The organism is Cohaesibacter gelatinilyticus (assembly GCF_900215605.1).
Lineage (GTDB): Bacteria > Pseudomonadota > Alphaproteobacteria > Rhizobiales > Cohaesibacteraceae > Cohaesibacter > Cohaesibacter gelatinilyticus.
In genome coordinates this window covers 142,986-166,368 of sequence record NZ_OBEL01000003.1, presented here as the reverse complement: position 1 = coordinate 166,368, position 23,383 = coordinate 142,986, and the positions used below count along the sequence as shown (strand labels likewise).

Genomic DNA, 23,383 nt, shown 5'->3' with positions numbered 1-23,383 from the left:
CGCGCATACTTTTCGGGAATATGCTCTAGTCGGTCTCTCGCCGCAAGGGGCGGCTCATGAGGCCCGCGACCGCTTCATCAATGGTGATGGATTGGTCCAGAACATTGGCAACAGCCTGCGCGATCGGCATTTCAATGCCGTGCTGGCTGGCCAGTTCCACGGCAACACCGGCAGTGTAAGCACCTTCTGAGAGTTTGGCATTGGGGCCAAACAGATCTGCCAGACTTTTTCCTTCGCCAAGGGCAAAACCAAACGAGAAGTTACGGCTCTGGGCAGAGGAGCAAGATAGTGTCACGTCGCCGAAACCGGAAAGTCCCATCAGGGTTTCTGGACGGGCGCCGAGTTTGCCGGCAAGACGCTGTATTTCTGCAAAACCTCGGGTCATCAGTGCGGCATGGGCACTTGCGCCAAGTTGCTTGCCCTGAACGATGCCGCAAGCGATGGCGAGAACATTCTTCAAAGCACCACCCATTTGCACACCGATCAGATCTGAGCTTGCATAGGGACGAAAAGCACCATTGGACAGGCTGGCGCAGAGTTGCTCGGCCAACAGATCTGTCTCCGCTGCGATTGTTACCGCAGTGGGTAGGCCACGCGCCACATCAGCAGCAAAGGATGGACCGGAGAGGATGGCGGCGCGGGATTGAGGAAGATAGTCTTTCAGCACCTCACTCATCATGCGCTGGGTATTCTTTTCCAAGCCTTTGGCGGCGAGAATAACCGGTGTGCCCTTGCGCACAAAGAAGCTGATGTCTTCGGCGATTTTGGCTGTTGTCTGCGCTGGGGTGACCATCAGAATGCAATCAACATCGGCTGCTTCTGTAAGGTCGGTCGTGACTTCCAGTGGTTGATCGAAGGTGATATCGGGTAGATATTTGGGCAATTGCCGCTCGCTGGCAATTTTGCCCAAGGCTTCGTGATCGCGGCCCCAAAGAATGACATCACGTCCGGCACGCGCTGCGTTGAGGGCCAAAGCGGTTCCCCAGGCTCCGGCACCCAGAACGGAGATGCGTTGAAAGGGAGTTGTCATGCTTTGGCTCCTTTTCGGCCAGAGCCGATCTTATGTCCTGCATTGGGATCCAATGGCCAGCGCGGCTGGGCAGGGCTATCCAGCGGATCGCTCATGCCAAGGGCAAGGCGTTCGGCACCCGCCCAGGCGATCATGGCACCATTATCGGTACAAAGATTGATCGGTGGAGCGATCATTTGTGCATCACGCTTGGCAAGCACGCCATCCAATGTGGCTCTAATAGCTTTGTTGGCAGCAACGCCCCCAGCGACCACCAATTGCGGTGTTTCAATGTCCGGGAAGCGTTCCTTGAAGGTTGTCAACGCCTTGGAGATGCGATCATCAAGAATATCGCAAATGGCCGCCTGGAAAGATGCGCAAAGATCTGCCACATCCTGATCACTCAGAGGAGCAGTTTTTTCAGCTTCGCGGCGCACAGCACTTTTCAGACCCGAAAAGGAAAAATCGTATCCCTCCCGACCCTTCATGGAGCGGGGTAAAGCAAAGCGTTTGGCATCGCCTTTCTTGGCAGCCAATTCCACCTGCGGTCCGCCGGGATAGGGAAGGCCCAAAAGCTTTGCAGTTTTATCAAATGCCTCGCCAAGGGCATCATCAATTGTGGTGCCCCAGCGCTCATAGTCTCCCACGCCCTTGACCAGTAGAATCTGGCTATGGCCACCGGATACCAACAGCAAGAGATGAGGAAATGGGGCATGATTGGTTAGCCGTGCGGTGAGGGCATGGCCTTCGAGATGATTGATGGCAAGGAGCGGCAGTTTGTGTGCGGCAGCAATGGCTTTGGCACTCATCAAACCAATCAATACGCCGCCGATCAGTCCAGGGCCGGACGTAGCCGCAACGCCATCAAGATCAGTAAAAGTCAGATCTGCTTCATCCATGGCTTGCTTGATGATGCCATCCAATGCGTCGACGTGAGCACGCGCAGCGATCTCTGGGACAACACCACCGAAGATGGCGTGATCTTCAATCTGGCTCAGCACCACATTGGAGAGGATTTCCCCTTGTCCATCCTGAGTGCGTTTGACGACAGCAGCCGCTGTTTCATCACAGCTTGTTTCAATGCCAAGTATGATCATGGGGCGGCGTCCCAGCTCCTGATACCAACGTAGGGAAAGAATAACTCATATGACCGGGCTTTCCGATTTTTGTGGTGAGGAGCTGATGCCGCCATGGTCTGGTTGACCATAAGGCAGCAGGGACGCTGTCCACAAAGCTTGGAAAATCGGCCTTTGGTGCTTATCAATGATTTGCTGAACATCGTTATCTTTCTAGGAAAATGCCCCGGCATTGTCCGTCGAAAGCTGCCTTGTCAGCAAGCCATTGATAAGCATCCTATGTGTCATTGTTTCCCTCCGTTGGTATTATTTATTTATCGGTCTCGATATGGTGCCATCTGACAAAGTTTTCACTTGTGGTTTGTGCGTACGGACCGTTAAGTGATGCTTTTAGAGCAATTGTGGGATAATTGGCAGTATTTTATTGCCACATGTCGCCGGCAATTGATCAATTTCAAAGAGCCGGGTCCAATTCGCTGTATAACGATTACGGACTTTTACACAGATCGCCCTGTTTTTGCCATTGCAGACCCGGGCTGACCATAAATTCAGGGACCATGCTTTATGCCCTCAAAATTCGTAAAAATCGGTACACGCGGCAGTAAACTGGCTTTGGCGCAGGCTTATGAAACACGTCAGCGACTGATGGATGCTCATGGCATGAGCGAAGATCAGTTCGAGATTGTGGTGATCAAGACCACCGGCGATATGATTTTGGATCGTCCTCTCTCCGAGGTAGGTGGCAAAGGTCTGTTCACCAAAGAAATCGAAGAAGCACTGCTGGATGGCCGGATTGATCTGGCGGTTCATTCTTCCAAGGATATGCCGACGGTTCTGCCAGATGGTCTGGAAATCTCGACCTTCCTTCCCCGCGAAGATGTGCGCGATGCTTTCATTTCGAATAAATATAAAACCTTGGCAGAAATGCCGGAAGGTGCCGTTGTTGGAACATCTTCCCTAAGGCGTCAGGCCATGGTGAAAAAGCTGCGTCCAGATCTGGAAGTGATCACCTATCGCGGCAATGTTCAGACCCGTCTTGAAAAACTGGAAAAAGGCGTTGCCGATGCCACGCTTTTGGCTTGCGCTGGCCTGCGTCGTTTGGGCGAAGCGCAAGTGATTACCTCTGCCATTGAAGTGGAAGATTTCCTTCCGGCTGTCGGTCAGGGTGCAATTTGTATAGAAAGTCGCGTTGGCGATGAGGAAACGCGCTCCATGCTTGCTGCAATTCATCATGCCGAGACCGAAAGTGCTCTTCTGTGTGAGCGTGCGTTCCTTGGTGCATTGGACGGATCTTGCCGTACTCCAATTGCTGGTCTGGCGAAACTGGACGGCGATCAGTTGAGCTTTACCGGTTTGGTTCTGTTGCCAGATGGCACTGAATATCACACGATCGAAAAGAGCGGATCCGTATCTGATGCTGCCGAGATTGGTCTTGCAGCTGCCAATGAGATCCGCACCAAGGCTGGACAAGCCTTTTTTGATGCCATCCTGTCCGTTTGATCCTATCTAACTGGTTGGATTTGCATCGAAAAGACAAGGAGACGTCATGCGTTTGTTGGTCACCCGACCAATAGAGGATCAGGACCAAACCCTGAAAGCGTTGGAAGCGAAGGGAATGAGCGGACTTTCTGCCCCCGTCATGGAGGTAGAGCGGGTTTGCGGCACCGTTCCAAATGAGCGCTGGCAAGGATTGATCGTGACCTCTCGCAATGGACTTCGTATGTTAAGTGATGAAGAGCTGGCCCCTTTGAAGGGGTTGGCTCTTTTTTGCGTTGGTCGCAAGACAGCAGAACTTGCACGTTCTCTCGGCTTTGAAAATCTGATCCATATTCAGGGTCAGATTACCGGACTTGCTGATGTCATCTCTGATGCTTCTGATCCCAAGGCTGGACCATTTCTTTATTTAAGTGGTGTTCACCGTACTGGACAGCTGGATCAGGATCTGGCTGATCGTGGCTTTTCCTGTCATTTGCAGTCCATTTATGAAACTCGTCCGGTTGCGCACTTTTCTTCAGTGATTCGCGAGGCTGTTCAGGAAGGGTTCATTGATGGCGTGTTGCTCTATTCTGCAAGAAGTACCCAGATTTTTTTGGATCTGATAGATCGGGATAATTTGACGCAATATGCGGCAAATCTTCGCTATTATTGCTTATCAAGGGCTGTTGCCGCGCCTTTGGAGGCTAGAGGTTATCCTTTGGTTGTGGCTGAAATGCCAAATGAAGCATCACTGCTTGTTTGTGCGCAAAATGACCATAACTATTTAAGATAATATCGCTAGAAGCGGTGAAGAGGTAAGCTTTGACTAGGTTATGGTGGCGGGATCTGCTCGTTATGCGAGAAATTCGCGAGATGCGAGAGAGAACCCTGCCCATGCTGGTGGGAATTGAGGAACGACATGACAGCTCGTAAATCTGATGACAAAGGTAAAGGTACGGAGCCAAAGGCTGACGACAATATCAAGGCTGAAGCAGAAACTGGCCCGGTGATTGATCTGGAAGCTGAGGAAATTTCCGAGCTGGTGGCTGAAGAGGAAGCCAAGTCCGAGCTAGGCGACGAGAAGTCTCAAGAGGGTGTTGAAGCTGAAGCATCTTCCGATGTTGATGAAGCCAAGCCTGAAGACGAAAGTTTGGTAGCCTCTGATGAACAAGTGGCTGCTGATAGCGATGATGCACCAGAGGAAATCAAGCAAGAGCCCGCATCCGAGGCCGTTGAAAGCACTCCTGTTTCTCCAGCAGTGGCTCCCACACCGGTTGAAGCCAAAAAAGGCGGTATGGGTGGTGGCCTGATCGCTGGTTTGCTCGGTGGCGTTGTTGCGCTTGGCCTTGGTTATGGTGGTTTGCAACAAGGCCTTATTTCCCTACCGCAGGATAATGCGGCTTCTGCTGAACAAACTGCTCAAACCGAGCAGTTGGACGCTTTGAAATCTGCTTTGGCCGAGCTTCAGGGCAAAGTATCGGAGCAAGGCAGCGCACCTGAAGTTGATGTCTCCGGTCTTGAAGGCCGTCTGAGCGAAGCTGAAGGTAAGTTGGCTGAGTTATCATCGCAATTTGCCAATCTCGCCACTTCTGAAGCTCCTGGTACCGACGTTGGCAATGGTGCTCCGGTTGTCGCTGATAATCAGAAATCTGGTGACACAGTGGGCAATGGTCAGAGTGTCTCAGAGAACACCAATGTTGCGGCGGTTGATCTGACACCATTGCAGGATCGTCTTGGTGCTTTGGCAACAGATTTGACTGCGCTGGCTTCTCGTGTCGATGGATTTGCTGCTTTGTCTGATCAGATAGCTGCTGCTGAAGGCAAACTGGCCGATCTTGAGAAACAGGCAAGTGAATTTGCAGGTTCTGTCGATACCCGTCTGACAGAGGCCAAGGATACCGTTCTTGCTTCGGCTGATCGTCGGATCGACAATGTCGTGACTGATCTCACCAATATGCGAAACAGCATGGGTGAAGAAGCCAAGGCACTTGGCGAGCGACTGACCTCACTTGAAGACAACAATCTGTCTGAGAAGATGCAGTCTTCTGCCAGAACCATCGCACTTGCCGGTTTGAACAATGCAGTGGCGTCGGGTCAGAGCTTTGCAGCGGCGCTCAGCACTTTTGCTGAAGTTGCAGCAGACAATGAAGCGGTGAAAACACTTCAAAGCTACGCAGAAGCCGGCGCGCCGACTGCTCAGGCATTGGCGGGTGAGTTCAGAACCCTGTCTGGTAAATTGTTGAAAGCAGCAGAAGAAGCTGGCGCAACAAGTCTCGTCGACAAGATTATGCTCAATGCTCAAAATCTGGTGCGCATTCGCCCGATCGGCGAGCGTGAGGGTGAAAGCCTGACTGATAAATTGGCCCGTATCGAAGTTCGCGTCTCTGAAGGACGTCTTGGTGAGATTTCCACGGAATGGGACAGCTTGCCAGATGCTGCCAAGGAAGCAGGCAAGAGCTGGTATGAAGGGGTTCAGGCCCGTCTGGCAGTTGATGGATCCATGGATCAGATCCGAGCCGAATTTAGCAAAGATGCAGCGCAGTAAGTTGGGGACTATGAGTTATGATTAAGACACTGATTTTCATCGCGCTGTTGCTGGTCATTGCATTTGGTGGGGCTTGGCTTGCAGATCGTCCTGGCGTTGTGACCGTCGATTGGCTGGATTATCGCGTTGAAGTGACATTTCTGACTGGCGTTGTGGCATTTTTTACCTCGTTGGTGGTTGCTATTGCGATCTGGATTACCATTCGCACCATTTGGCTATCACCAAAGATGGTTGGCGGGTTCTTTTCTTCTCGTCGTCGTGACAAAGGTTATAAAGCGCTCTCCACCGGTATGATTGCTGTTGGTGTGGGTGACTTGGCATTGGCGCAAAAGCAGGCGGCAAAGGCGCGCAAGCTGATTGGTCAGGAACCCATGACCTTGATGCTGGAAGCCCAAACCGCGCAATTGGCAGGCAATGTGACCAAAGCGCGTCAAAGCTTTGAATCCATGCTGGATCATGATGATACCCGTGCACTTGGTCGTCGTGGCCTATTCATTGAAGCGCAGCGCCGTGGCGATGGTGAAGAGGCCATGGAAATGGCGCGCTCTGCAATGGAGGGTGGCAAGTCTGCCAATTGGGCAGGGGCTGCGTTGTTTGACATGCAAACTGCCGCAGGCGATTGGTCGGCTGCTTTGGTCACCTTGTCGCAGAATCAATCTGCCAAACAGATCACCAAAGATGAGTTCCGTCGCAAGCGTGCCGTCATTTTGACTGCTCAGGCGCAAGAAGTGGAGCAGTCTGGTGGATCTGATCAGGACATGCGCCCATTGCTGCTTGAAGCCACCAAACTGGCTCCAGGCCTGACTGCCGCGGCAATTCTGTCTTCCAAGGTCCTCAAAAGTCTTGGTGAGCAGCGCAAAGCTGGCAAGATTGTTGAAGCGGCCTGGAAGCAAGCTCCGCATCCGGATCTTGCGATTGCTTATGCTGATATCAAATCTGATGGCACCGCACTTGATCGCTTGAAATATGTGCGTAGCCTGACCGGTCTGATGCCAGATGATCTGGAATCCAAACTTGCTCTGGCTAAAGCCAGCCTTGAAGCGCGTGAATGGATTGATGCTCGTGCTATCCTTGAGCCATTGGCGGAAGAGCATCTGACCCCCCGCATCTGCATGTTGATGGCACAGTTGGAAGAGGGTCAGGAAGGTGACTTTGGTCGGGTTCGTGAGTGGCTTGCCCGCGCAGTGAGTGCTCATCGTGATCCTGCCTGGACTGCCGATGGTCAGGTGAGCGAGAGCTGGAAACCGACCTCACCTGTAACAGGCAAGCTTGATGCCTTTGAGTGGAAAGTTCCAGTTCAGGAATTGGCAAATTATGATCGTCCATTGATTGATGCGGACAATGCCGAGGCGACCTCCGATGAGGAAGAGGTTGTTCTTTTGGCGCCTAGTGAGGTGTCTGAAACAAAAGACGACGAAGCTGTAGCGACAGTTGTGGATGACAAGGTTGAGGTTCTGGCACCAGAAGGCAAGGAAGTTGAGCCTGAGGTCGAGGCTGACGAGCCTGTCTCAGAGGATGCTGATAAAGAACCAATTGTTGTTGATGCATCTGATGACGAGGATGATGGTAAGGATTCTGGTGAGGCTGAGGAGAGCAGTGAAGAGAAGGATATTTCTGACGATGAAGATCAGAAGGAAGTTGAATTCGCCATGCCTCACGCACCTGACGACCCAGGGCCGAAGAAGAAAGAGGTTCCCAACACCCCCGAGAAGCGGTTTCGTCTCTTCTGACAGAGTGAATTGAGCTTTTATTGATGAATGAGAACCCGGATTTTTCCGGGTTTTCGATTACTTGCTGCCAAGCATGCACAGATCCTGATTTCCCCTCTTGCATCTGGCCAAGCAAATGGTTTAAGAGAAGCGCCATTGCAGAGGGTTTTCACAGTCATTTCTGCAATCTTAAGGGTCTTTCCAGACCCAGTTTGGTGAGCCGCTGTAGCTCAGTTGGTAGAGCAACGCATTCGTAATGCGTGGGTCGTAGGTTCAAGTCCTATCAGCGGCACCATCTTTCTTTGCGCTTTGCTACCCACCCACCCAAAGTGTTTGGCTTGGTTCGAGGTTTCTGTTCTCACCTTCTCTGTTATTTTCCTCCTTGCCAATGGCAAAAACTGTTCTCGCAGAATTCGCTTAATTGATGGGTCCAGAGCCTGGATCTCTGGTTTTTTCATTCTTGAGATGGACAGGCGGTAAGGTTTTTCGTGAGCGGTTCCAGATCTGCTTCTTTTTTCAGATCCACATCTCGTAGAAATGGGAAAAAATCTTCCTGACTGGATGGTTTCAGATAAATTGTCACCAGATAGGATTTCTTTTTGGTGTCAGTTTTATCTGAGCTGGTACCCAAGTTGCAGCTTGCCGCAGTTATAGACATGGATCCTTCCATGTCATCGCCGTGCTGGGATTCCAGCATCTTGAAATTGTTGCGGAATCTTGCCCATCGGAGGATTGCCTCGGGTGGGAGACGGAAGATTTCGATTAGGGTATCGGCTTTTTGTTCTTTTGCCAATTCGGGTGGGAGCGTATGTTCCGGCGATTTTTTCAGAACGAAAGTTTCACTTATTTCAGGCTGTGTCGAACCACCTTTTTGTTTCGAGTTTATGATGCCTGCCATTATGATCAATGCGCTGTCAGGCATGACGCGCATATGGTTGGGTGTGCGTACCGCAATGCGGATTGCAGCAGGATTTGTTTCCAAAATATCCATACGAGATAATTTGATCATGCTTGTAACCGGCATATGGCTACAGCCAGCCACGGACATTCCTGCGATTAACATGCATAAAAACCGGGAAAGCGAAAAAGGCATTTCTGTCTCCTGATGTTATATATTGAGTGATTTATATGGCTATAATTATCGTAAAACAATAATTTTTATATATTTTAAAATAAATTTAACTCAATTATCTGGTTTGAGATGCTTTCTTGGCGAATGGCTTTCGGTCGGAATGAGAGGTTTTTTCAAGGACAATCCCAAAGCATTCTGCATCACTGCAATCTGCTTGAATGATGAGCTTTATCTTTGTCTTTGTTGTCTTGGACTTTGATACCGGACGATCGTGTATTTAATAGTGGGTAATGAGACATCGCAGATATGTCAGATTGCCGACGGCGTGAAGTTGGGTTGATCGTCGTGAAAAGTCATTCCTTGGAAAAGTATTCGTAGTTTCTTTCGGGTTGCTCGCGCTGCGGGTAAGAAATCTGCCCTTCGCTCTTGCTCGTTGGGAATCTGCCTTCTATCCTTTGGGGTTAGATAATCCGTTGCTGGCTTGATCACCTGAACAAAAACAATCAATGGCAGCGGAGGAGGAAATGATATGGTTCACTTTGCCACGCTTGATGATGTCCTGACTGTTCAGAATGAAATGCCATGGGAGGAGCGTGAAGTTGCGCGAACCATGTATGAATTTCTGTCGAGGACAGCATTCAGGTTTGGTGAGCGACCTGCCTTTTCCTATCAGCTTTTTTCCGGTGCTGATGATCCTTCACAAACGCTTAGTTGGTCCGAGTTTCATGGAAAGGTGACGCAAGCTGCCAATCTCTTTCGCTCGCTTGGTGTGGGAGAAGAGGATGTGGTTGCTTATGTGTTGCCCAATTGTCTGGAGACCGCAGTGACCCTGATTGGCGGCACGGTGGCCGGGATTGCCAATCCGATCAATCCTTTGCTGGAAGCAGAGCAGATCGGAGCGATCCTGCGCGAGACCAATGCCAAGGTTGTCGTGACCATGAAGCCCTTTCCAAAGACTGATGTTGCGCAAAAAGTTGCAGAGGCGGTCAAGCATGCTCCAAATGTGCGTACGGTTCTGGAAGTGGATCTGTTGGGCTATCTGACCGGGATCAAGAAGTTCATTGTGCCATTGATCCGCCCGAAAAATCCCGAATCCAAACGCAACCATGTGGATCTGCTGGATTTCAACAAGGCATTGGCCAGTCAGCCCTCGGATCGCTTGACCTTCGAAGATAGTGAGGGTGATCGGGTGGCAGCCTATTTTCATACCGGTGGAACGACTGGTATGCCAAAGGTGGCCCAGCATAAATATTCAGGTATGATCTATAATGGCTGGATTGGGCATACACTGCTTTTTACCGAGCAGGATAATCTCATGTGCCCCTTGCCCTTGTTTCACGTCTTTGCATGTCATGTGATTGTGATGTCGATGATTGCCTCTGGGGCCCATGGTATTTTCCCCACTCCTCAGGGATATCGCGGGGAGGGAGTGTTTGATAATTTCTGGAAATTGATCGAGCGCTGGCAGGTGAGCTTCATCATCACTGTTCCGACCGCCTTGTCAGCATTGATGCAGCGTCCGGTTGATGCGGATGTCTCCAGTGTTCAAACTGCCTTTTCCGGCTCTGCTCCGCTGCCAGTTGAGCTTTATCGCCGGTTCGAGCAGGCGACAGGTGTTGGCATTATCGAGGGCTATGGTTTGACCGAGGCAACTTGTTTGGTGGCCTGTAATCCAATCCATGGGGAGAAAAAAATCGGCTCGGTCGGTTTGCCCTTTCCTTATACCAGCGTAAAAATTCTCAATCATACCCCTGATGGCCCGGTAGAGTGTGGTGTTGATGAAGTGGGTGAGATCTGTATTGATAATCCTGGTGTCTTTGCCGGGTCTACTTATACCGAGTCCGACAAGAACCATAATCTCTTTCATCATGATCGGTATTTGCGAACCGGAGATCTGGGTCGCATTGATGCTGATGGTTATATCTGGATCACGGGTCGTGCCAAGGATCTGATCATCCGCGGAGGCCATAATATCGACCCTGCCGAGATCGAAGAGGCGTTGGCAGGGCATGAGGCTGTGGCTTTTGTCGGTGCAATTGGTCAGCCGGATAGACATTCTGGTGAATTGCCTTGCGCCTATGTGGAGCTGGTTGCAGGGGCGAGCGTTGATATGGATGAGCTGCGCTCTTATTGCAAACGCCACATCCATGAGCGGGCTGCGGTACCAAAATATATTGAAATCCTGCCTGAGCTTCCCAAAACGGCTGTTGGCAAGATATTCAAACCTGATTTGCGTAAATTGGCAATCACTCGCATTTATGATGAGGCGTTGGATGAGGCTGGACTGCAAAGCCGCGTCATGAAAGTGGTCGAAGACAAGAAGCGTGGCCTGATTGCTTGTCTTTCCATCGCTGGAGAAGAGGAACGAGAACAGATATCCCAGCTGCTTGGACAATATGTTGTTCCCTGGCAATGGCAAGATGAGGGAACTCAATAATTCATATATTGTGTTGAGCTTCCATCCTCATAAAAAATATGGAACGCTTCCCTAAACTATAGTTTTTTCCTATAGTCATAAAAGTATCATGTGTTTTCTCTATGAGCCTGATTTGAAAGTCCTAGGCTAGGCCCTCTTCCCCTCCCAAACCACCCACAAGGGTAATATCGGGTGGTTTGGGAGGGGAAGAGGGCGTGACATGCAGCCTAAAAGTTTCATCTAGAGACTTTTAAATCGGTACTATGAGAATTTAATGGAAACGGGGTGCAGGACCAGTAACCCTGTTTTGCCATGTATCATTTGGGTCTTGATTTGTATTCGGCAGGATCCGCTCAACTTTGAACACTTGGGATCGCATCATGGGCCATCGAATTACCCTGGGAGAAGGGGAATCCAATCAATCTTATCACCGAACTTTGTGGGATGCTTCCATGACCCATGCGCCTACGCAGGCGCTGGTGGCCAAGGATACTCGATATTTTATGCGGCAGTCGGTTTCGACCCCTTGCATGAATGCAATCGAGAAAGCAGAAGGTGCCTATATTCAAGATAAGCAAGGGCGGCGTTTTCTCGATTTTCATGGCAATAATGTGCATCATATCGGATACGGGCATCCCCGCCTGAAAGCTGCCATTTCCGAACAAATGGATCAGTTACCCTTCGCTCCGCGTCGCTATGCTTGTGATGTTGCGGCTGAGTTGGCGGAAGAGCTGGTGAATATTTCTCCCTCAGGCCTTGGAAAACTGCTCTTCACGACTGGCGGGTCCGATGCCAATGAGATTGCGCTGAAAGTAGCTAGGGCGGCTACGGGGCGGTTCAAGACCATTTCCTTTTGGGATTCCTTTCATGGTGCTGGTTTTGGTGCGGCCAGTGTTGGCGGTGAAGCGCTATTTCGCTCCCATATTGCGGGACCTTTGCTACCGGGCACAGAGCATGTTGCTCCTTTTGGCTGTTATCGTTGCCCCTATGGCCATTTGAATATTGAAAGCGATGATGATCTGGAGCGCTGTGGTCTCGCCTGTGCCAATATGGTGCGTTATGTACTGGAACGGGAAGGAGATGTGGCAGCTGTCATTGCCGAGCCTGCCCGTGCTGCCCCTTATATCCCGCCCACGGGGTTCTGGAAGGCCGTACGGCAAGCGTGCAATGATTATGGGGCTTTGCTGATCTTCGATGAGATCCCGACGGGTCTTGGCAAAACCGGGCGCATGTTTGCTTGCGATCATGATGAGGTGGAGCCGGATATTCTGGTCATGGGCAAAGCCTTAGGAGGAGGGATCCTGCCAATTGCCGCCTGTCTGGTGCGCTCAGAGTTGGATGTGTGTGAGTCCTTTGCAATTGGTCATTATACTCATGAGAAAAACCCGGTTACCAGTCGGGCGGCGTTGACGACCTTGCAGATCATTGAAGAAGAAGGTTTGGTAGAGAATGCTGCTTTGATGGGTGATTATTGCCTTGAACGCTTAGCAGAGTTGAAAGAGCGCTTTGATGTGATAGGGGATGTGCGCGGGCGTGGATTGCTGATCGGGGTTGAGTTGGTCGAGGATCGTGTCAGCAAGAAACCAGCCAATGACCTTGCGGAAGAAATCTTCTATCGCTGTCTCTCGCAGGGGCTGTCCTTCAAGATCACCATGGGCAATATTCTGACCTGGACGCCGCCACTAATTGTTACCAAAGACCAGATGGATTTCGCCTTGTCTTGTTTGCAAAGTTCGCTGGAGCAGTTATCCGCAGATCGTTAATCTTGCAATGAAGATGATGGTTTTGGGTGTTTTGGGCAGGAAAAGGGGTTGAATGATTTCAGCCCCTTTTTTGTTTTCCACTTGATTTCCAGAGCTGATTGATTTGTACGTGTTTTTTCTGACGGAATTAAGTTGCTGATACTATTCATATTTTATTTTTAATCCTGCTTTTTAAACTCATGAAATTAGAATAATTCCAAACTATTGATTTTGCAGGTATTTTTATTGACATTGCAAATCACTCTCAGTAATAAAATATGAGAAATATATTCAGAAACCTTTGAGCGCAGGGCCTTGAACCCTGATGGATTGGAGGAGAGATGAGCGATTTTTACGGCGCGTTTGAGAAGATGGTTGGGCTTTGTTTTTACGAACCCAGGTTTTTTGGTCCCAATAAAGAGGTGAGCTTGGCTCCCGAAAAAGATGAGACCACATCTGACGCACATCGCCCGCTATCCGATGACTAGGAATTTATGATGAAACTGCTGGCGGAAAGATCCGGCAGATCGTGATTGGCCCTGATTTTTTGTTTCATGAGGACAAGAGAGACATGAAAAAGACCCTTGCTCTGGCAGCTTTTGTGCCAGCATTGATGTTGAGTGCTTCCGCATTTGCTGTGGAAGCCAAAGATGTTTTGAAAACCTATGCTGATATCGCACAGGCAACTTACGACGATTCTCTGACCACAGCGAAAGCCCTGGACAAGGCACTGGAAGCTTTTGTTGCAGCTCCAACCGAAGAGAATCTGACCAAAGCCAAAGCTGCTTGGCTGGCTGCTCGTGTTCCTTATCAGCAGAGCGAAGTTTATCGTTTCGGTAACCCGATCGTTGATGACTTCGAAGGCAAAGTAAACGCATGGCCTCTCGATGAAGGTCTGATTGATTATACCGACAAAAACTATTATGGCACCGAGTCAGACGAAAATGCTCTGTTCACCGCCAACGTGATCGCCAATACCGAGCTCACCATCAATGGTGAAAAAGTTGATGCTGCCAAAATCACTCCTGCGCTGCTGGGTGAAAAGCTGCACGAAGCTGCTGAGAATGAAGCAAACGTTGCGACCGGTTACCATGCTATCGAGTTCTTGCTCTGGGGTCAGGATGTAAATGGTACTGGCAAAGGTGCAGGTTCCCGTCCAGCGTCTGATTTCGACACCAAAAACTGCACCGGCGGTAACTGCGATCGTCGTATCGATTACCTGATGGCTGCATCCAAGTTGATGATTTCCGATCTGGAAGGCATCACCAAGGCATGGACCGAAGGTGGTGAAGCTCGCAAAGACCTGATGGCTCAGGGTGACCAAGGTGGTCTGACCCGTATGCTGACCGGTATGGGCTCCCTGTCCTATGGCGAGCTGGCTGGTGAGCGTATGAAGCTTGGCCTGCTGCTGAACGATCCAGAAGAAGAGCATGATTGCTTCTCCGACAACACGCATAATTCTCACTATTATGACGTGAAAGGCATCCTCAATGTCTATAACGGTTCCTACAAGCGTGTTGATGGTTCCATGGTTGAAGGTGCAAGCCTGAAAGACCTGGTAGCTGCTTCTGATGCTGGCCTGTCCAAAGAACTGTCCGGCAAGCTGATGGCTTCCGACAAGGCATTCTCTGCAATGGTTGAGCGTGCTGAGAAAGTTGAAGCTTATGACCAGATGATTGGTGAAGGTAACAAAGAAGGTAACGCTGTGGTTCAGGCCGCAATCGATAGCCTCGTTGACCAGACCAAATCCATCGAGCGTGTCATTGCTAAGCTGGATCTGGGTAAAATCGAGCTGGAAGGCTCTGACAGCCTGGACAATCCAAAAGCTGTTTTTGAATAAGATTGATGAGACGGGCTGGATTTTCCAGCCCGTCTTTCTTTGGTTCATCCATCGTTGAAAAATGATCTGTGAAGGTGGTATCGAACGGATTGTTTTCGGACCGGGGCGGTTGGATGAGAAACCTTTTCACTTGCAGGGGTAAATTCGGGATGGGCCGAGATTTCTGCAAGCTGTTCTATCTTCAGGACCAAGACATGGCACCCTCATTGTGTCTCATCAAACGCATCCCACGTTTGATGTCTGGCGCTGCGTTTCTTTCGCTGGTCGCTTTCTCGAACCTTTCTGTTGTTGCTCCCGTATCTGCGTCTTCTGGACGTGATGATTTGTCAGACGCTGATCTGGCCAAGGTTGAAGCAATTCTGAAAGGGCCAACCTCTTTCGATAAATCCGAGCCGTTCGAGGCTCTGAGTGCTGGCAAAGCGACTGGTAGTGCCGAGCCTGCTGCCAAAGCTTATTCCCAAGCCAACAAACCATTGAGCCGCGAAGATCGGCAATGGTTCCAGCTTGGCTTCTCCATTTTCAAAAAACTCTGGGTCTCATCTCCCGCGTCGACCAAGGCGTCAGATGGTTTGGGGCCGCTTTTCAATGCACGCTCTTGCTTGCGTTGCCATCCGGCCAATGGCCGCGGTCATCCACCTGAACCGGGTGAGATTGATGCGCGTACGTTCCTGATCCGCCTGTCGGTACCAGCAAGTACCGAAGAGGAAAAAGCGAGCCTTGCTAGTAAGGTTGCCAACGCCATTCCACATCCCGTTTATGGCGGGCAATTGCAAGATCGGGCGCTTCCAGGTTTGCCGCCAGAGGCGCGGGTTGATGTGCGTTATGAGACAGTTCCGGTGGAATTGGCTGATGGTGAAGTGGTTGAGTTGCGCAAGCCGACATTCCAGCTGAGAGACTTCGGTTATGGTGATCCGGGTGATGAGATGATGATGTCTCCTCGCGTAGCGACAGCCATGATTGGTCTTGGCCTGATTGATGCCATTCATCCAAGTGATCTGCAGGCGAATGCAGATCCTGACGATAACGATGGCGATGGCATTTCGGGCAAGATCAACTGGGTGAAAGATAAGCGTAGTGGTGAGATCATGCCTGGCCGTTTTGGCTGGAAAGCAACCGAGCCTAACGTTTATCAGCAGTCTTCTCATGCATCGGTTGGTGATCTTGGTCTGTCTGTTCCTATTCTTCCTTCCCATTTTGGAGATTGCACGGACGCTCAGGAAATCTGCAAACGCTTCCCGCATGGCGGACAGGAAAATCTGGGTGGACTGGAAATTCCGCAAGTGCCAATGGATATGATGGTGTTCTATACGGCCAATATAGCGGTGCCGGAGCGGCGCGATGTCGACGATCCGCAGGTGCTGATGGGCAAAGAAGTTTTCCATGAGGCCGGTTGCGCATCCTGTCACAAGCCAAAATATGTCACCCGGCGTGATGCTGCCTTGAAACAGCATCAGTTCCAGTTGATCTGGCCATATAGCGACTTTTTGCTCCATGATATGGGGCCGGATCTGGCAGATAATCGCCCGATTGGTGATGCCAGCGGATCGGAATGGCGCACAGCTCCGTTATGGGGTATTGGTTTGGCACAGAATGTTGCTCCTGATGCGACCTTTTTGCATGACGGGCGGGCGCGCACCTTGCTGGAAGCTGTGCTATGGCATGGGGGAGAAGCACAATCCGCTCGTGACCATGTGGTTGGTTTGCAAAAGACACAACGAGATGCGTTGCTCGCATTTTTGAACTCCCTGTAAGGGATGAAATTTGGGACATTGATGATGGCGAAATGGATATCCGCAACATTGGGTTTGGTTATGGCTGGAGGGCTGGTTATGCCTGCAGCTGCTGCACCTTTGGAGGCGGATTATCAGAAGGTCGCTCAAAAGGCCTATGGCAATTACATTTTGCCATCATTTGAAGGTCTGCAAGGTCAGGCTGGACGGATGGAAGCGCAGATCAAAGACTTCTGTGCCAGTCCGTCCATTGAGGCTCATGATGCTGTACGTTCAGATTTTGGCCGTCTTGTCTATCAGTGGGGCGCGGTAGAATTCCTGCGTTTCGGTCCGATGCAATCCGAGAACCGCTTTCATCGCCTGCTCTTTTGGCCCGATCGCAAAGGCACTGCGCTGAAAAAAGTACGCCGTGCTATCAATGATCAGGATGCCAAGCGTCTGGAACCGGGGGCTCTAGCAAGTGGATCGGTGGCATTTCAAGGATTGAATGCTCTGGAATATGCGCTGTTTGGTGAGGGTTATGAGAGCCTTTGGACCAAAGGTGATGCAAAAGGCGCTTATCGTTGTGAGCTTGCGTATGCCATCGCAGGCAATATTGTGGCAACCAGCTCGGATTTGGTGAAAGCCTGGTCCATGGATGGATTTGGCAAGACCTTCACCCAGCCAGGCAAAGACAATCCGGTTTATCGTGAAGGCAAGGAAGTGGTCGCCGAACTGGTGAAAGCCCTGGGTACGAATGGTCAATATTTTACTGATGTGAAGTTGCTTCCTGTTGTTGGTAGAGAGTTGAGAAAAGCCAAGCCCAAAAAGGCCATGTTCCGCAGAGCAGGTGCAAGCCTGATTTCCATGCAATCCAGTTTGGATCATGCCGGGCAATTGATCCATGAAGCTGATTTCGAAATGCTGTTGGATGAAGATGCTTGGTGGATCATCAACGGGGCTGAGTTCGAGTTGAAAAATGGTAGCAAGACGCTGAAGAAACTTGGCGAGATCGGCATGCCAAAGGCTGTCACAGACGAGGAAGGGCGCAAGCAATTCCAATATCTGGAGACAGTGGTGCGTGGCTTTGGTGAGATGATGATTTCTGAATATGCGGCTGGCGCTGCTTTGGTGATCGGCTTCAATTCATTGGATGGGGATTGATCATGTCTGCATTGGAGTTGGATCGAAGGCAATTGTTGGCCGCTGGCGGTGTGGCTCTGATAAGTGGACTGATTGGATTGCCAAGAGATCTGGCTGCGCAGTCCAAAGCCTTTTTTGCCAGTGCAGTACGGTTGGCAGATAAGAGCTTTGCTGTCCAGTTGCTCGATGAAGCGGGTATCCCTCTTGCTTCCTATCCGCTGGAGGATCGTGGTCATGATGTTGCGGTTTCCCCAAAAGGGGATCTGGTTGTGGCTTTTGCCCGTCGTCCGGGGCGTTTCATGCTGGCCATTCCGACAAATGGGTCTGAGCCTAACCTGATCTGGGCGCGGGAAGATCGCCACTATTTCGGTCATGGGGCATTCTCGATTGATGGTCAACTTCTCTATGCTGCCGAGAATGCCTTCACAGATAAAGATGACATTACCCATGGAGTGATTGGCATCTATGATGTGCAGGCTGGTTTCAAGCGTATTGGTGAGCATTTCTCCCATGGTGTAGGACCGCACGAAATATTGTTGATGGGGGATGGCAAGACCTTGGCAGTTGCCAATGGTGGTATCATGACCCATCCTGATTATCGCCGGGTGAAGCTCAATCTTGATGATATGAAACCCAATCTGTCTTTTGTTGATATAACCAGCGGCGATTTGCTGGATCAGATGGAATTGCCCGCTGATCTGCACCAGCTATCCATTCGCCATATGAGCATCGATAAGGATCAGCGTGTCTGGTTTGGTTGTCAGCATCAAGGGGAATTGACCGAGGAAGTGCCTTTGATTGGTTCCTACAAGCGCGATGGCGAAGTGCGTATGAGCGAGATCCCGGAAGATCTGTTTTATTCTCTTCGCAACTATGTCGGTTCGGTCATGTGTAATGGCGAAGGCTCGCTGGTTGCTACGTCCTGTCCGCGTGGTGGCAAGGTGCTCTATTGGGATGTGGAGCGAGGCACCTATCTGGGCGAAACAGCCTTGCGTGATGGGTGCGGAATCGCCGCATGGGGCAAAGGTTTTGTGATGAGCAATGGTATAGGTGATTTCGGCCGGGTTGGATTGCCCGCAGAATCAGCCTTTGAGGTCAGTCATCATCAGTCCGGGTTGGCTTTTGATAATCACATGATTGCTCTGTAAATCCCTTCCCACGTGCAAGCGTCTCTTGTTTGGCAAACCCTACAACTTTTCAGGAACGCGCTTTCTCCATGCGAATTCTTGTCTGAAAAGTCTACAACTTTTCAGGAACGCGCGGTAATCACGCTTTTTTTGCGTGTGCGGCCTTATTGATATCGCCTTCTTTCTATCTTTATCTTAACAGAAGACCGATTACACTGAGCTTGCGGTCAGGTGAGTTTGCCTGTTTGTACGAAAAGATAGGACGGAATATGTTTGATAGTTTGATGCAGTTTTTCAAAGGTTTGTCAGCTGAAGACGATGATGCAACCCTTTTCTCTGATGGGGATTATCGCATCGCGGCTGCTGCTTTGTTGGTGCATCTTGTCAGTGTCGATGGTGTGGTGGATGACGCTGAGCAAAAAGCATTGCGCATTATTCTGAAGAGCCGATATGAGCTGAGCGATGATGAAACCGATGCATTGATTGATATTGCGCGTGAGCGTGACAATGAGGCGGTTGATCTTTATAATTTCACATCCGTTCTGAAACGTAATCTCGATGAAGATGGACGTGCCCAGATCATTGAAATGATGTGGGAATTGGTTCTGGCTGACGGGTATATTCACGAATTTGAAGACAATCTTGTCTGGCGGGTAGCTGAATTGTTGGGAGTGTCCAGACGTGATCGCATTCGTCTTCGCAAATCCGTACAGGCACAGCAGGTTGATCAATAGGGATGACCATCGATCAACCTAAAATTCTGGTTGTTCTGCATCAGAAACAATCTATTCCAGGCCGGGTTGGCTGGATGCTGGAACAGCGCGGATTTCATCTTGATATTCGCCGTCCTCGTTTTGGAGATCCTCTACCCATTCATATGGATGAGCATGCGGGTGCCGTTATTTTTGGTGGTCCCATGAGTGCGAATGACCCGGATGCATTTGTCAAACGCGAGATTGACTGGATTCATGTTCCCTTGCAGGCCGATACACCATTTCTTGGCATTTGTCTTGGTGGGCAAATGTTGGCCAAACAATTGGGTGGATCGGTTTCCGCTCGAACAGATGGTCAGGTCGAAATCGGTTATTATCCGGTTCATGCCACAAATGCGGGCGATCAGATGCTGGAATGGCCAGAACGGGTTTATCAATGGCACAGCGAGGGTTTTTCCGTTCCCAAGGATGCGGAGCTTCTGGCGACGGGAGATTTGTTTGCCAATCAGGCCTTTCGGTATGGAAAAGCAGCTTATGGGCTGCAATTTCACCCTGAAGTGACGCTCGCAATGATGAATCGCTGGACAGTGAAAGCTTCGGAACGTTTGAAATTACCGGGTGCAAAACAGCGACATGATCATTTTCGAAATCGTTTTATTTTTGATCCGGCAGTTGAGCGCTGGCTGGTTCAGTTTCTTGATCTATGGATTGGACAGGCTTCAGATCACCAGAAGTAATCTCCATCATTTTTTGCCCTTTCGCAGATTGCAAATTCTCTATTGCAATTTGCACGATATGAGAGCCTAACAAAGGGTAATAAAACCCTATATCTGGGCCTGAGGTCATTTTTTAAACAAGATCTTGTTGTCATTGCCACCCGCCTGATCTGGCACGCTCCTTGCAAAATTCCTGTCATCTGGCATTTGGTTTTGCGTAGCCAGATTTGCGATCTGGATGGGTCCGGTGGTGATTTGTTTTGCGTGCCCTGTTGGGCCCGTCCGGTTTGCAGCTCTCTTTAGCCTAAAATCGTGTCTATCTGTTTTTCCTGCCCGTGAGGTCTTGCAGGAGCGGCTACAGCTCGCTACATGGATAAGGTGAGCCGGGGTTCAGGATCCTGACCTTTCAAATGATTTGCCTGCATTAGGTTTGCTGAGGACATTATGACTGCTGTTATTAATCTGATTGACCTTGTTTTGAGCCTCTATACCTATGTGGTGATTGCAAGCGCCGTTTTCTCATGGTTGTTTACCTTCAATATTGTCAATCCGCGCAATCAGATTGTTGCTGGCATTTATGAACTGTGCTGGAAGCTGACCGAGCCTGTTCTGTCTCGCATTCGTGCTTTCCTGCCTCCGATGGGCGGAATGGATTTGTCACCGATTGTTCTGCTGCTTGCTATCTTCTTCATTCGCAATCTGTTGCGAACCGGTATCTATTAAGATCCTGTGCAAATGAATATATTGATGAGCAGGGGCCATATGGCCCCTTATCTTTTTATGGAATGCGTAGACAAAAAAGGCGCGATCCTGGTTGGGTCGCGCCTTTTCAAATCAAATGTTTCGAAGATTATTTCTTCATGTTGTCGATGGAAGTCTGGATCATTTCCTTGGCTTTTTCAGGGCCTGCCCAATCTTCAATCTTTACCCATTTTCCAGGCTCGAGATCTTTGTAATGCTCAAAGAAATGCTTGATCTGTTCGATCAGGTTCTTTGGAAGATCTTCATAGGTTTTGATGTGATCATAGTGGCTGGTCAATTTGGAATGCGGAACAGCAACCACTTTCTCGTCCTTGCCTCCATCATCTTCCATGATCAGAACGCCAATCGGGCGAGCACGCATCACAACGCCTGGGCTCAGCTGTGCGTCGCCTACGACCAGAACGTCGATTGGGTCACCATCGTCGGCCAGAGTGTTTGGAACAAAGCCATAATCACATGGGTAGGCCATTGGGGTGAAGAGAAAGCGATCCACGAAGACAGCGCCGGAGTCTTTTTCAACTTCATATTTGACAGAAGAACCCTTTGGCACTTCGATCACAACATAGATGTCTTCAGGTGCGTCTTTGCCAGCTGGGATTTCGCTAATATTCATGAATGTCTCTCCATTCGGACAGGGTCGATAGAAAACTGTGTTGATAGCGGTTTAGGGGGTTGTCGGGATCTTGGCAAGACAAACCTTAGGTCTAGGACTGGCAGAAAGTCCTGTTCTTGGAAAAGGCGTGGACAGCTGGCTTAATAAAGGGAGGCATGAGTGCGGAGGCTGTCCAGAAAATGGATTGAATTGAAGAAAAAAGGTGACATGAGGGTCTCATCTCATGCCACCTAAGTACAGCTCATAGCAAAGAGCTGTCTGCGGGGAGTGCAATTCTCTTAGCGCATGATGTCCGTGTCCGGATTGGCCGAAATCTTGTGAATGGCCAAATCGGCACCCATACGTTCATCATCGGATGAGAGGCGAATACCGGTGGTTGCTTTCAGGACGCCATAGACCAGATATCCTCCTGCAAAAGCATAGGCTACGCCCATCAGGCTGCCCACCAATTGAGAGGCAAAGGTTACGCCGCCCATGCCACCCAGAGCGGTGGATCCGAAGATGCCAGCTGCAATGCCGCCCCAAAGGCCACACAGGCCATGGAGAGGCCAAACACCAAGCACATCGTCGATCTTGAGTTTGTTCTGCGCCAGATTGAAGGCATAGATGAAGATTGCTCCGGCAACACCACCGACAAAAAGTGAGCCGATTGGGTGCATGATGTCTGATCCGGCACAAACGGCCACAAGGCCAGCCAAAGCACCGTTATGAATGAAGCCCGGGTCATTTCGACCAATGACGAGGGAAGACAGAATGCCACCGACCATGGCCATCAGCGAGTTCATGGCAACAAGACCGGAAATGCTTTCCAGAGATTGAGCGGTCATGACATTGAAACCGAACCAGCCCACACACAGAAGCCAGGAACCGAGGGCAAGCCATGGCACGGAAGAAGGAGGGATACCAATCGGACGACCGTCTTTGGTATAGCGACCGATACGGGCACCTAGCAGCATGACTGCGGCAAGGGCAATCCAGCCGCCGACGCCATGAACGACAATGGATCCGGCAAAGTCATGGAATGGAGCACCAAGAGCGCTTTCAAACCAGCCTTGCAGACCAAAATTGCCACCCCACATCAGGCCCTCGAAAAAGGGATAGAGCACGCCAACCAGTGCAACAGTTGCGAAGCATTGTGGTGCGAATTTCATGCGCTCTGCTATGCCACCGGAAATGATGGCGGGGATCGCGGCTGCAAAGGTGGTGAGGAAGAAGAATTTCACCAGGGTCAGGCCTTTGGCTTCGAATATTCCCGAGCTGCCTGCGCCGGATAGTTCGCTGGCGCTGACAAAGAAGCTGGTGCCATAGGCAATGGCAAAACCAAAGAAGAAATAGACGACGGTAGAGATGGCAAAATCCACCAGGATCTTGACCAAGGCATTGACCTGGTTCTTGTGACGAACGGTTCCGACCTCCAGGAAGGCAAAACCGGAATGCATCGCGAAGACGAGAATTGCCCCTAAGAGTACGAAGAAGACATCTGCCCCAGTGAATTGGCCTTCCATTGATATTCCCCTTGTATATTTCTTGGCAAAATGCCTAAGAATTACGCAAAACTGATTGGTTCGGGGATTTTAGCTTTCAAGATGTATGCCAATTAGGCAGAAAAATTGATTTCTATAATATTTCAAAAACTTAGTTCAGAAATGATGAAATGTCTAAAAAATAGGCATTGATATTTTTGCTTAAAATTTAAACAGTTTGTGAGGCAAGTG

18 protein-coding genes and 1 tRNA gene are annotated in these 23,383 nt (G+C 50.1%); 14 read left to right on the top strand and 5 right to left on the bottom strand.

From position 1 onward, the window contains the following. Positions 1–25: 25 nt before the first annotated feature. Together CRO57_RS14615 and tsaD are read right to left on the bottom strand one after the other, a co-directional pair. The gene (locus CRO57_RS14615; RefSeq protein ID WP_097154219.1) at positions 26–1,030 is read right to left on the bottom strand and encodes an NAD(P)H-dependent glycerol-3-phosphate dehydrogenase; all 1,005 of its coding nucleotides are present in this window, start codon (positions 1,028–1,030) and stop codon (positions 26–28) included. Then, entirely contained in the window at positions 1,027–2,106 is a 1,080-nt protein-coding gene (gene tsaD, locus CRO57_RS14610) for a tRNA (adenosine(37)-N6)-threonylcarbamoyltransferase complex transferase subunit TsaD (RefSeq protein WP_097154218.1), read from the bottom strand. Before tsaD ends, CRO57_RS14615 begins: the two co-directional genes overlap by 4 nt. A 543-nt stretch (positions 2,107–2,649) precedes the next feature. On the opposite strand from tsaD, the gene hemC reads away from it, so the two are divergent. The 5 genes from hemC to CRO57_RS14585 all read left to right on the top strand — a co-directional run bounded on the left by hemC (position 2,650) and on the right by CRO57_RS14585 (position 8,110). Then, positions 2,650–3,585 (top strand): hydroxymethylbilane synthase, encoded by a 936-nt coding sequence (gene hemC / locus CRO57_RS14605; RefSeq protein ID WP_097154217.1) that lies wholly within the window; start codon positions 2,650–2,652, stop codon positions 3,583–3,585. Between the two features lie 46 nt (positions 3,586–3,631). Then, positions 3,632–4,354, top strand: coding sequence for a uroporphyrinogen-III synthase (locus tag CRO57_RS14600; RefSeq protein WP_097154216.1), 723 nt, complete (start codon positions 3,632–3,634; stop codon positions 4,352–4,354). Between the two features lie 126 nt (positions 4,355–4,480). Continuing rightward, positions 4,481–6,106, top strand: coding sequence for a COG4223 family protein (locus tag CRO57_RS14595; RefSeq protein WP_097154215.1), 1,626 nt, complete (start codon positions 4,481–4,483; stop codon positions 6,104–6,106). Positions 6,107–6,123: 17 nt separating this feature from the next. Next, on the top strand, positions 6,124–7,836 hold the full coding sequence (locus CRO57_RS14590) for a heme biosynthesis protein HemY (RefSeq protein ID WP_097154214.1): 1,713 nt from the start codon (positions 6,124–6,126) through the stop codon (positions 7,834–7,836). A gap of 198 nt (positions 7,837–8,034) precedes the next feature. After that, positions 8,035–8,110 (top strand) — tRNA-Thr (locus CRO57_RS14585). Between the two features lie 159 nt (positions 8,111–8,269). On the opposite strand, the gene CRO57_RS14580 is transcribed toward CRO57_RS14585, so the two are convergent. Next, entirely contained in the window at positions 8,270–8,908 is a 639-nt protein-coding gene (locus CRO57_RS14580) for a hypothetical protein (protein ID WP_141401252.1), read from the bottom strand. Between the two features lie 508 nt (positions 8,909–9,416). Between CRO57_RS14580 and CRO57_RS14575 the strand changes: the two genes are divergently transcribed. The 9 genes from CRO57_RS14575 (at position 9,417) to CRO57_RS14530 (ending at position 21,016) form a co-directional block, all read left to right on the top strand. Next, positions 9,417–11,324: an acyl-CoA synthetase gene (locus CRO57_RS14575; RefSeq protein ID WP_097154212.1), complete on the top strand. Its 1,908-nt coding sequence runs from the start codon at positions 9,417–9,419 to the stop codon at positions 11,322–11,324. A 359-nt stretch (positions 11,325–11,683) separates the two neighbouring features. Further along, positions 11,684–13,066, top strand: coding sequence for a (R)-1-hydroxy-2-aminoethylphosphonate ammonia-lyase (gene pbfA / locus CRO57_RS14570; protein ID WP_097154211.1), 1,383 nt, complete (start codon positions 11,684–11,686; stop codon positions 13,064–13,066). 550 nt (positions 13,067–13,616) lie between these two features. Further along, positions 13,617–14,885 carry an imelysin family protein gene (locus CRO57_RS14565; RefSeq protein WP_097154474.1) on the top strand — a complete coding sequence of 423 codons (1,269 nt, stop codon included), beginning with the start codon at positions 13,617–13,619 and terminating at the stop codon, positions 14,883–14,885. Between the two features lie 194 nt (positions 14,886–15,079). After that, complete coding sequence (locus CRO57_RS14560; RefSeq protein ID WP_244580104.1) at positions 15,080–16,636, top strand: di-heme oxidoreductase family protein; 1,557 nt, start codon at positions 15,080–15,082, stop codon at positions 16,634–16,636. Between the two features lie 78 nt (positions 16,637–16,714). Beyond that, positions 16,715–17,758, top strand: coding sequence for an imelysin family protein (locus CRO57_RS14555; protein ID WP_210200881.1), 1,044 nt, complete (start codon positions 16,715–16,717; stop codon positions 17,756–17,758). Between the two features lie 2 nt (positions 17,759–17,760). Next, positions 17,761–18,885, top strand: coding sequence for a DUF1513 domain-containing protein (locus CRO57_RS14550; RefSeq protein WP_097154209.1), 1,125 nt, complete (start codon positions 17,761–17,763; stop codon positions 18,883–18,885). A gap of 248 nt (positions 18,886–19,133) precedes the next feature. Further along, positions 19,134–19,598: a tellurite resistance TerB family protein gene (locus CRO57_RS14545; RefSeq protein WP_097154208.1), complete on the top strand. Its 465-nt coding sequence runs from the start codon at positions 19,134–19,136 to the stop codon at positions 19,596–19,598. Positions 19,599–19,600: 2 nt separating this feature from the next. Further along, positions 19,601–20,314 carry a glutamine amidotransferase gene (locus tag CRO57_RS14540; protein ID WP_097154207.1) on the top strand — a complete coding sequence of 238 codons (714 nt, stop codon included), beginning with the start codon at positions 19,601–19,603 and terminating at the stop codon, positions 20,312–20,314. A 423-nt stretch (positions 20,315–20,737) separates the two neighbouring features. Then, positions 20,738–21,016: a YggT family protein gene (locus tag CRO57_RS14530; protein WP_097154205.1), complete on the top strand. Its 279-nt coding sequence runs from the start codon at positions 20,738–20,740 to the stop codon at positions 21,014–21,016. A gap of 127 nt (positions 21,017–21,143) precedes the next feature. On the opposite strand, the gene ppa is transcribed toward CRO57_RS14530, so the two are convergent. After that, a complete protein-coding gene (gene ppa / locus CRO57_RS14525; protein ID WP_097154204.1) occupies positions 21,144–21,668 on the bottom strand; it encodes an inorganic diphosphatase in 525 nt (174 codons plus the stop codon). A 278-nt stretch (positions 21,669–21,946) separates the two neighbouring features. Beyond that, positions 21,947–23,173 carry an ammonium transporter gene (locus tag CRO57_RS14520; protein WP_097154203.1) on the bottom strand — a complete coding sequence of 409 codons (1,227 nt, stop codon included), beginning with the start codon at positions 23,171–23,173 and terminating at the stop codon, positions 21,947–21,949. Positions 23,174–23,383: the final 210 nt, after the last annotated feature.

What these genes read in the sequence shown, in the direction of transcription:
- CRO57_RS14615 (WP_097154219.1), bottom strand. Translation starts at nt 1,030, where the DNA reads ATGACAACTCCCTTTCAACGCATCTCCGTTCTGGGTGCCGGAGCCTGG.
- tsaD (WP_097154218.1), bottom strand. Translation starts at nt 2,106, where the DNA reads ATGATCATACTTGGCATTGAAACAAGCTGTGATGAAACAGCGGCTGCT.
- hemC (WP_097154217.1), top strand. Translation starts at nt 2,650, where the DNA reads ATGCCCTCAAAATTCGTAAAAATCGGTACACGCGGCAGTAAACTGGCT.
- CRO57_RS14600 (WP_097154216.1), top strand. Translation starts at nt 3,632, where the DNA reads ATGCGTTTGTTGGTCACCCGACCAATAGAGGATCAGGACCAAACCCTG.
- CRO57_RS14595 (WP_097154215.1), top strand. Translation starts at nt 4,481, where the DNA reads ATGACAGCTCGTAAATCTGATGACAAAGGTAAAGGTACGGAGCCAAAG.
- CRO57_RS14590 (WP_097154214.1), top strand. Translation starts at nt 6,124, where the DNA reads ATGATTAAGACACTGATTTTCATCGCGCTGTTGCTGGTCATTGCATTT.
- CRO57_RS14580 (WP_141401252.1), bottom strand. Translation starts at nt 8,908, where the DNA reads ATGCCTTTTTCGCTTTCCCGGTTTTTATGCATGTTAATCGCAGGAATG.
- CRO57_RS14575 (WP_097154212.1), top strand. Translation starts at nt 9,417, where the DNA reads ATGGTTCACTTTGCCACGCTTGATGATGTCCTGACTGTTCAGAATGAA.
- pbfA (WP_097154211.1), top strand. Translation starts at nt 11,684, where the DNA reads ATGGGCCATCGAATTACCCTGGGAGAAGGGGAATCCAATCAATCTTAT.
- CRO57_RS14565 (WP_097154474.1), top strand. Translation starts at nt 13,617, where the DNA reads ATGAAAAAGACCCTTGCTCTGGCAGCTTTTGTGCCAGCATTGATGTTG.
- CRO57_RS14560 (WP_244580104.1), top strand. Translation starts at nt 15,080, where the DNA reads ATGGCACCCTCATTGTGTCTCATCAAACGCATCCCACGTTTGATGTCT.
- CRO57_RS14555 (WP_210200881.1), top strand. Translation starts at nt 16,715, where the DNA reads ATGCCTGCAGCTGCTGCACCTTTGGAGGCGGATTATCAGAAGGTCGCT.
- CRO57_RS14550 (WP_097154209.1), top strand. Translation starts at nt 17,761, where the DNA reads ATGTCTGCATTGGAGTTGGATCGAAGGCAATTGTTGGCCGCTGGCGGT.
- CRO57_RS14545 (WP_097154208.1), top strand. Translation starts at nt 19,134, where the DNA reads ATGTTTGATAGTTTGATGCAGTTTTTCAAAGGTTTGTCAGCTGAAGAC.
- CRO57_RS14540 (WP_097154207.1), top strand. Translation starts at nt 19,601, where the DNA reads ATGACCATCGATCAACCTAAAATTCTGGTTGTTCTGCATCAGAAACAA.
- CRO57_RS14530 (WP_097154205.1), top strand. Translation starts at nt 20,738, where the DNA reads ATGACTGCTGTTATTAATCTGATTGACCTTGTTTTGAGCCTCTATACC.
- ppa (WP_097154204.1), bottom strand. Translation starts at nt 21,668, where the DNA reads ATGAATATTAGCGAAATCCCAGCTGGCAAAGACGCACCTGAAGACATC.
- CRO57_RS14520 (WP_097154203.1), bottom strand. Translation starts at nt 23,173, where the DNA reads ATGGAAGGCCAATTCACTGGGGCAGATGTCTTCTTCGTACTCTTAGGG.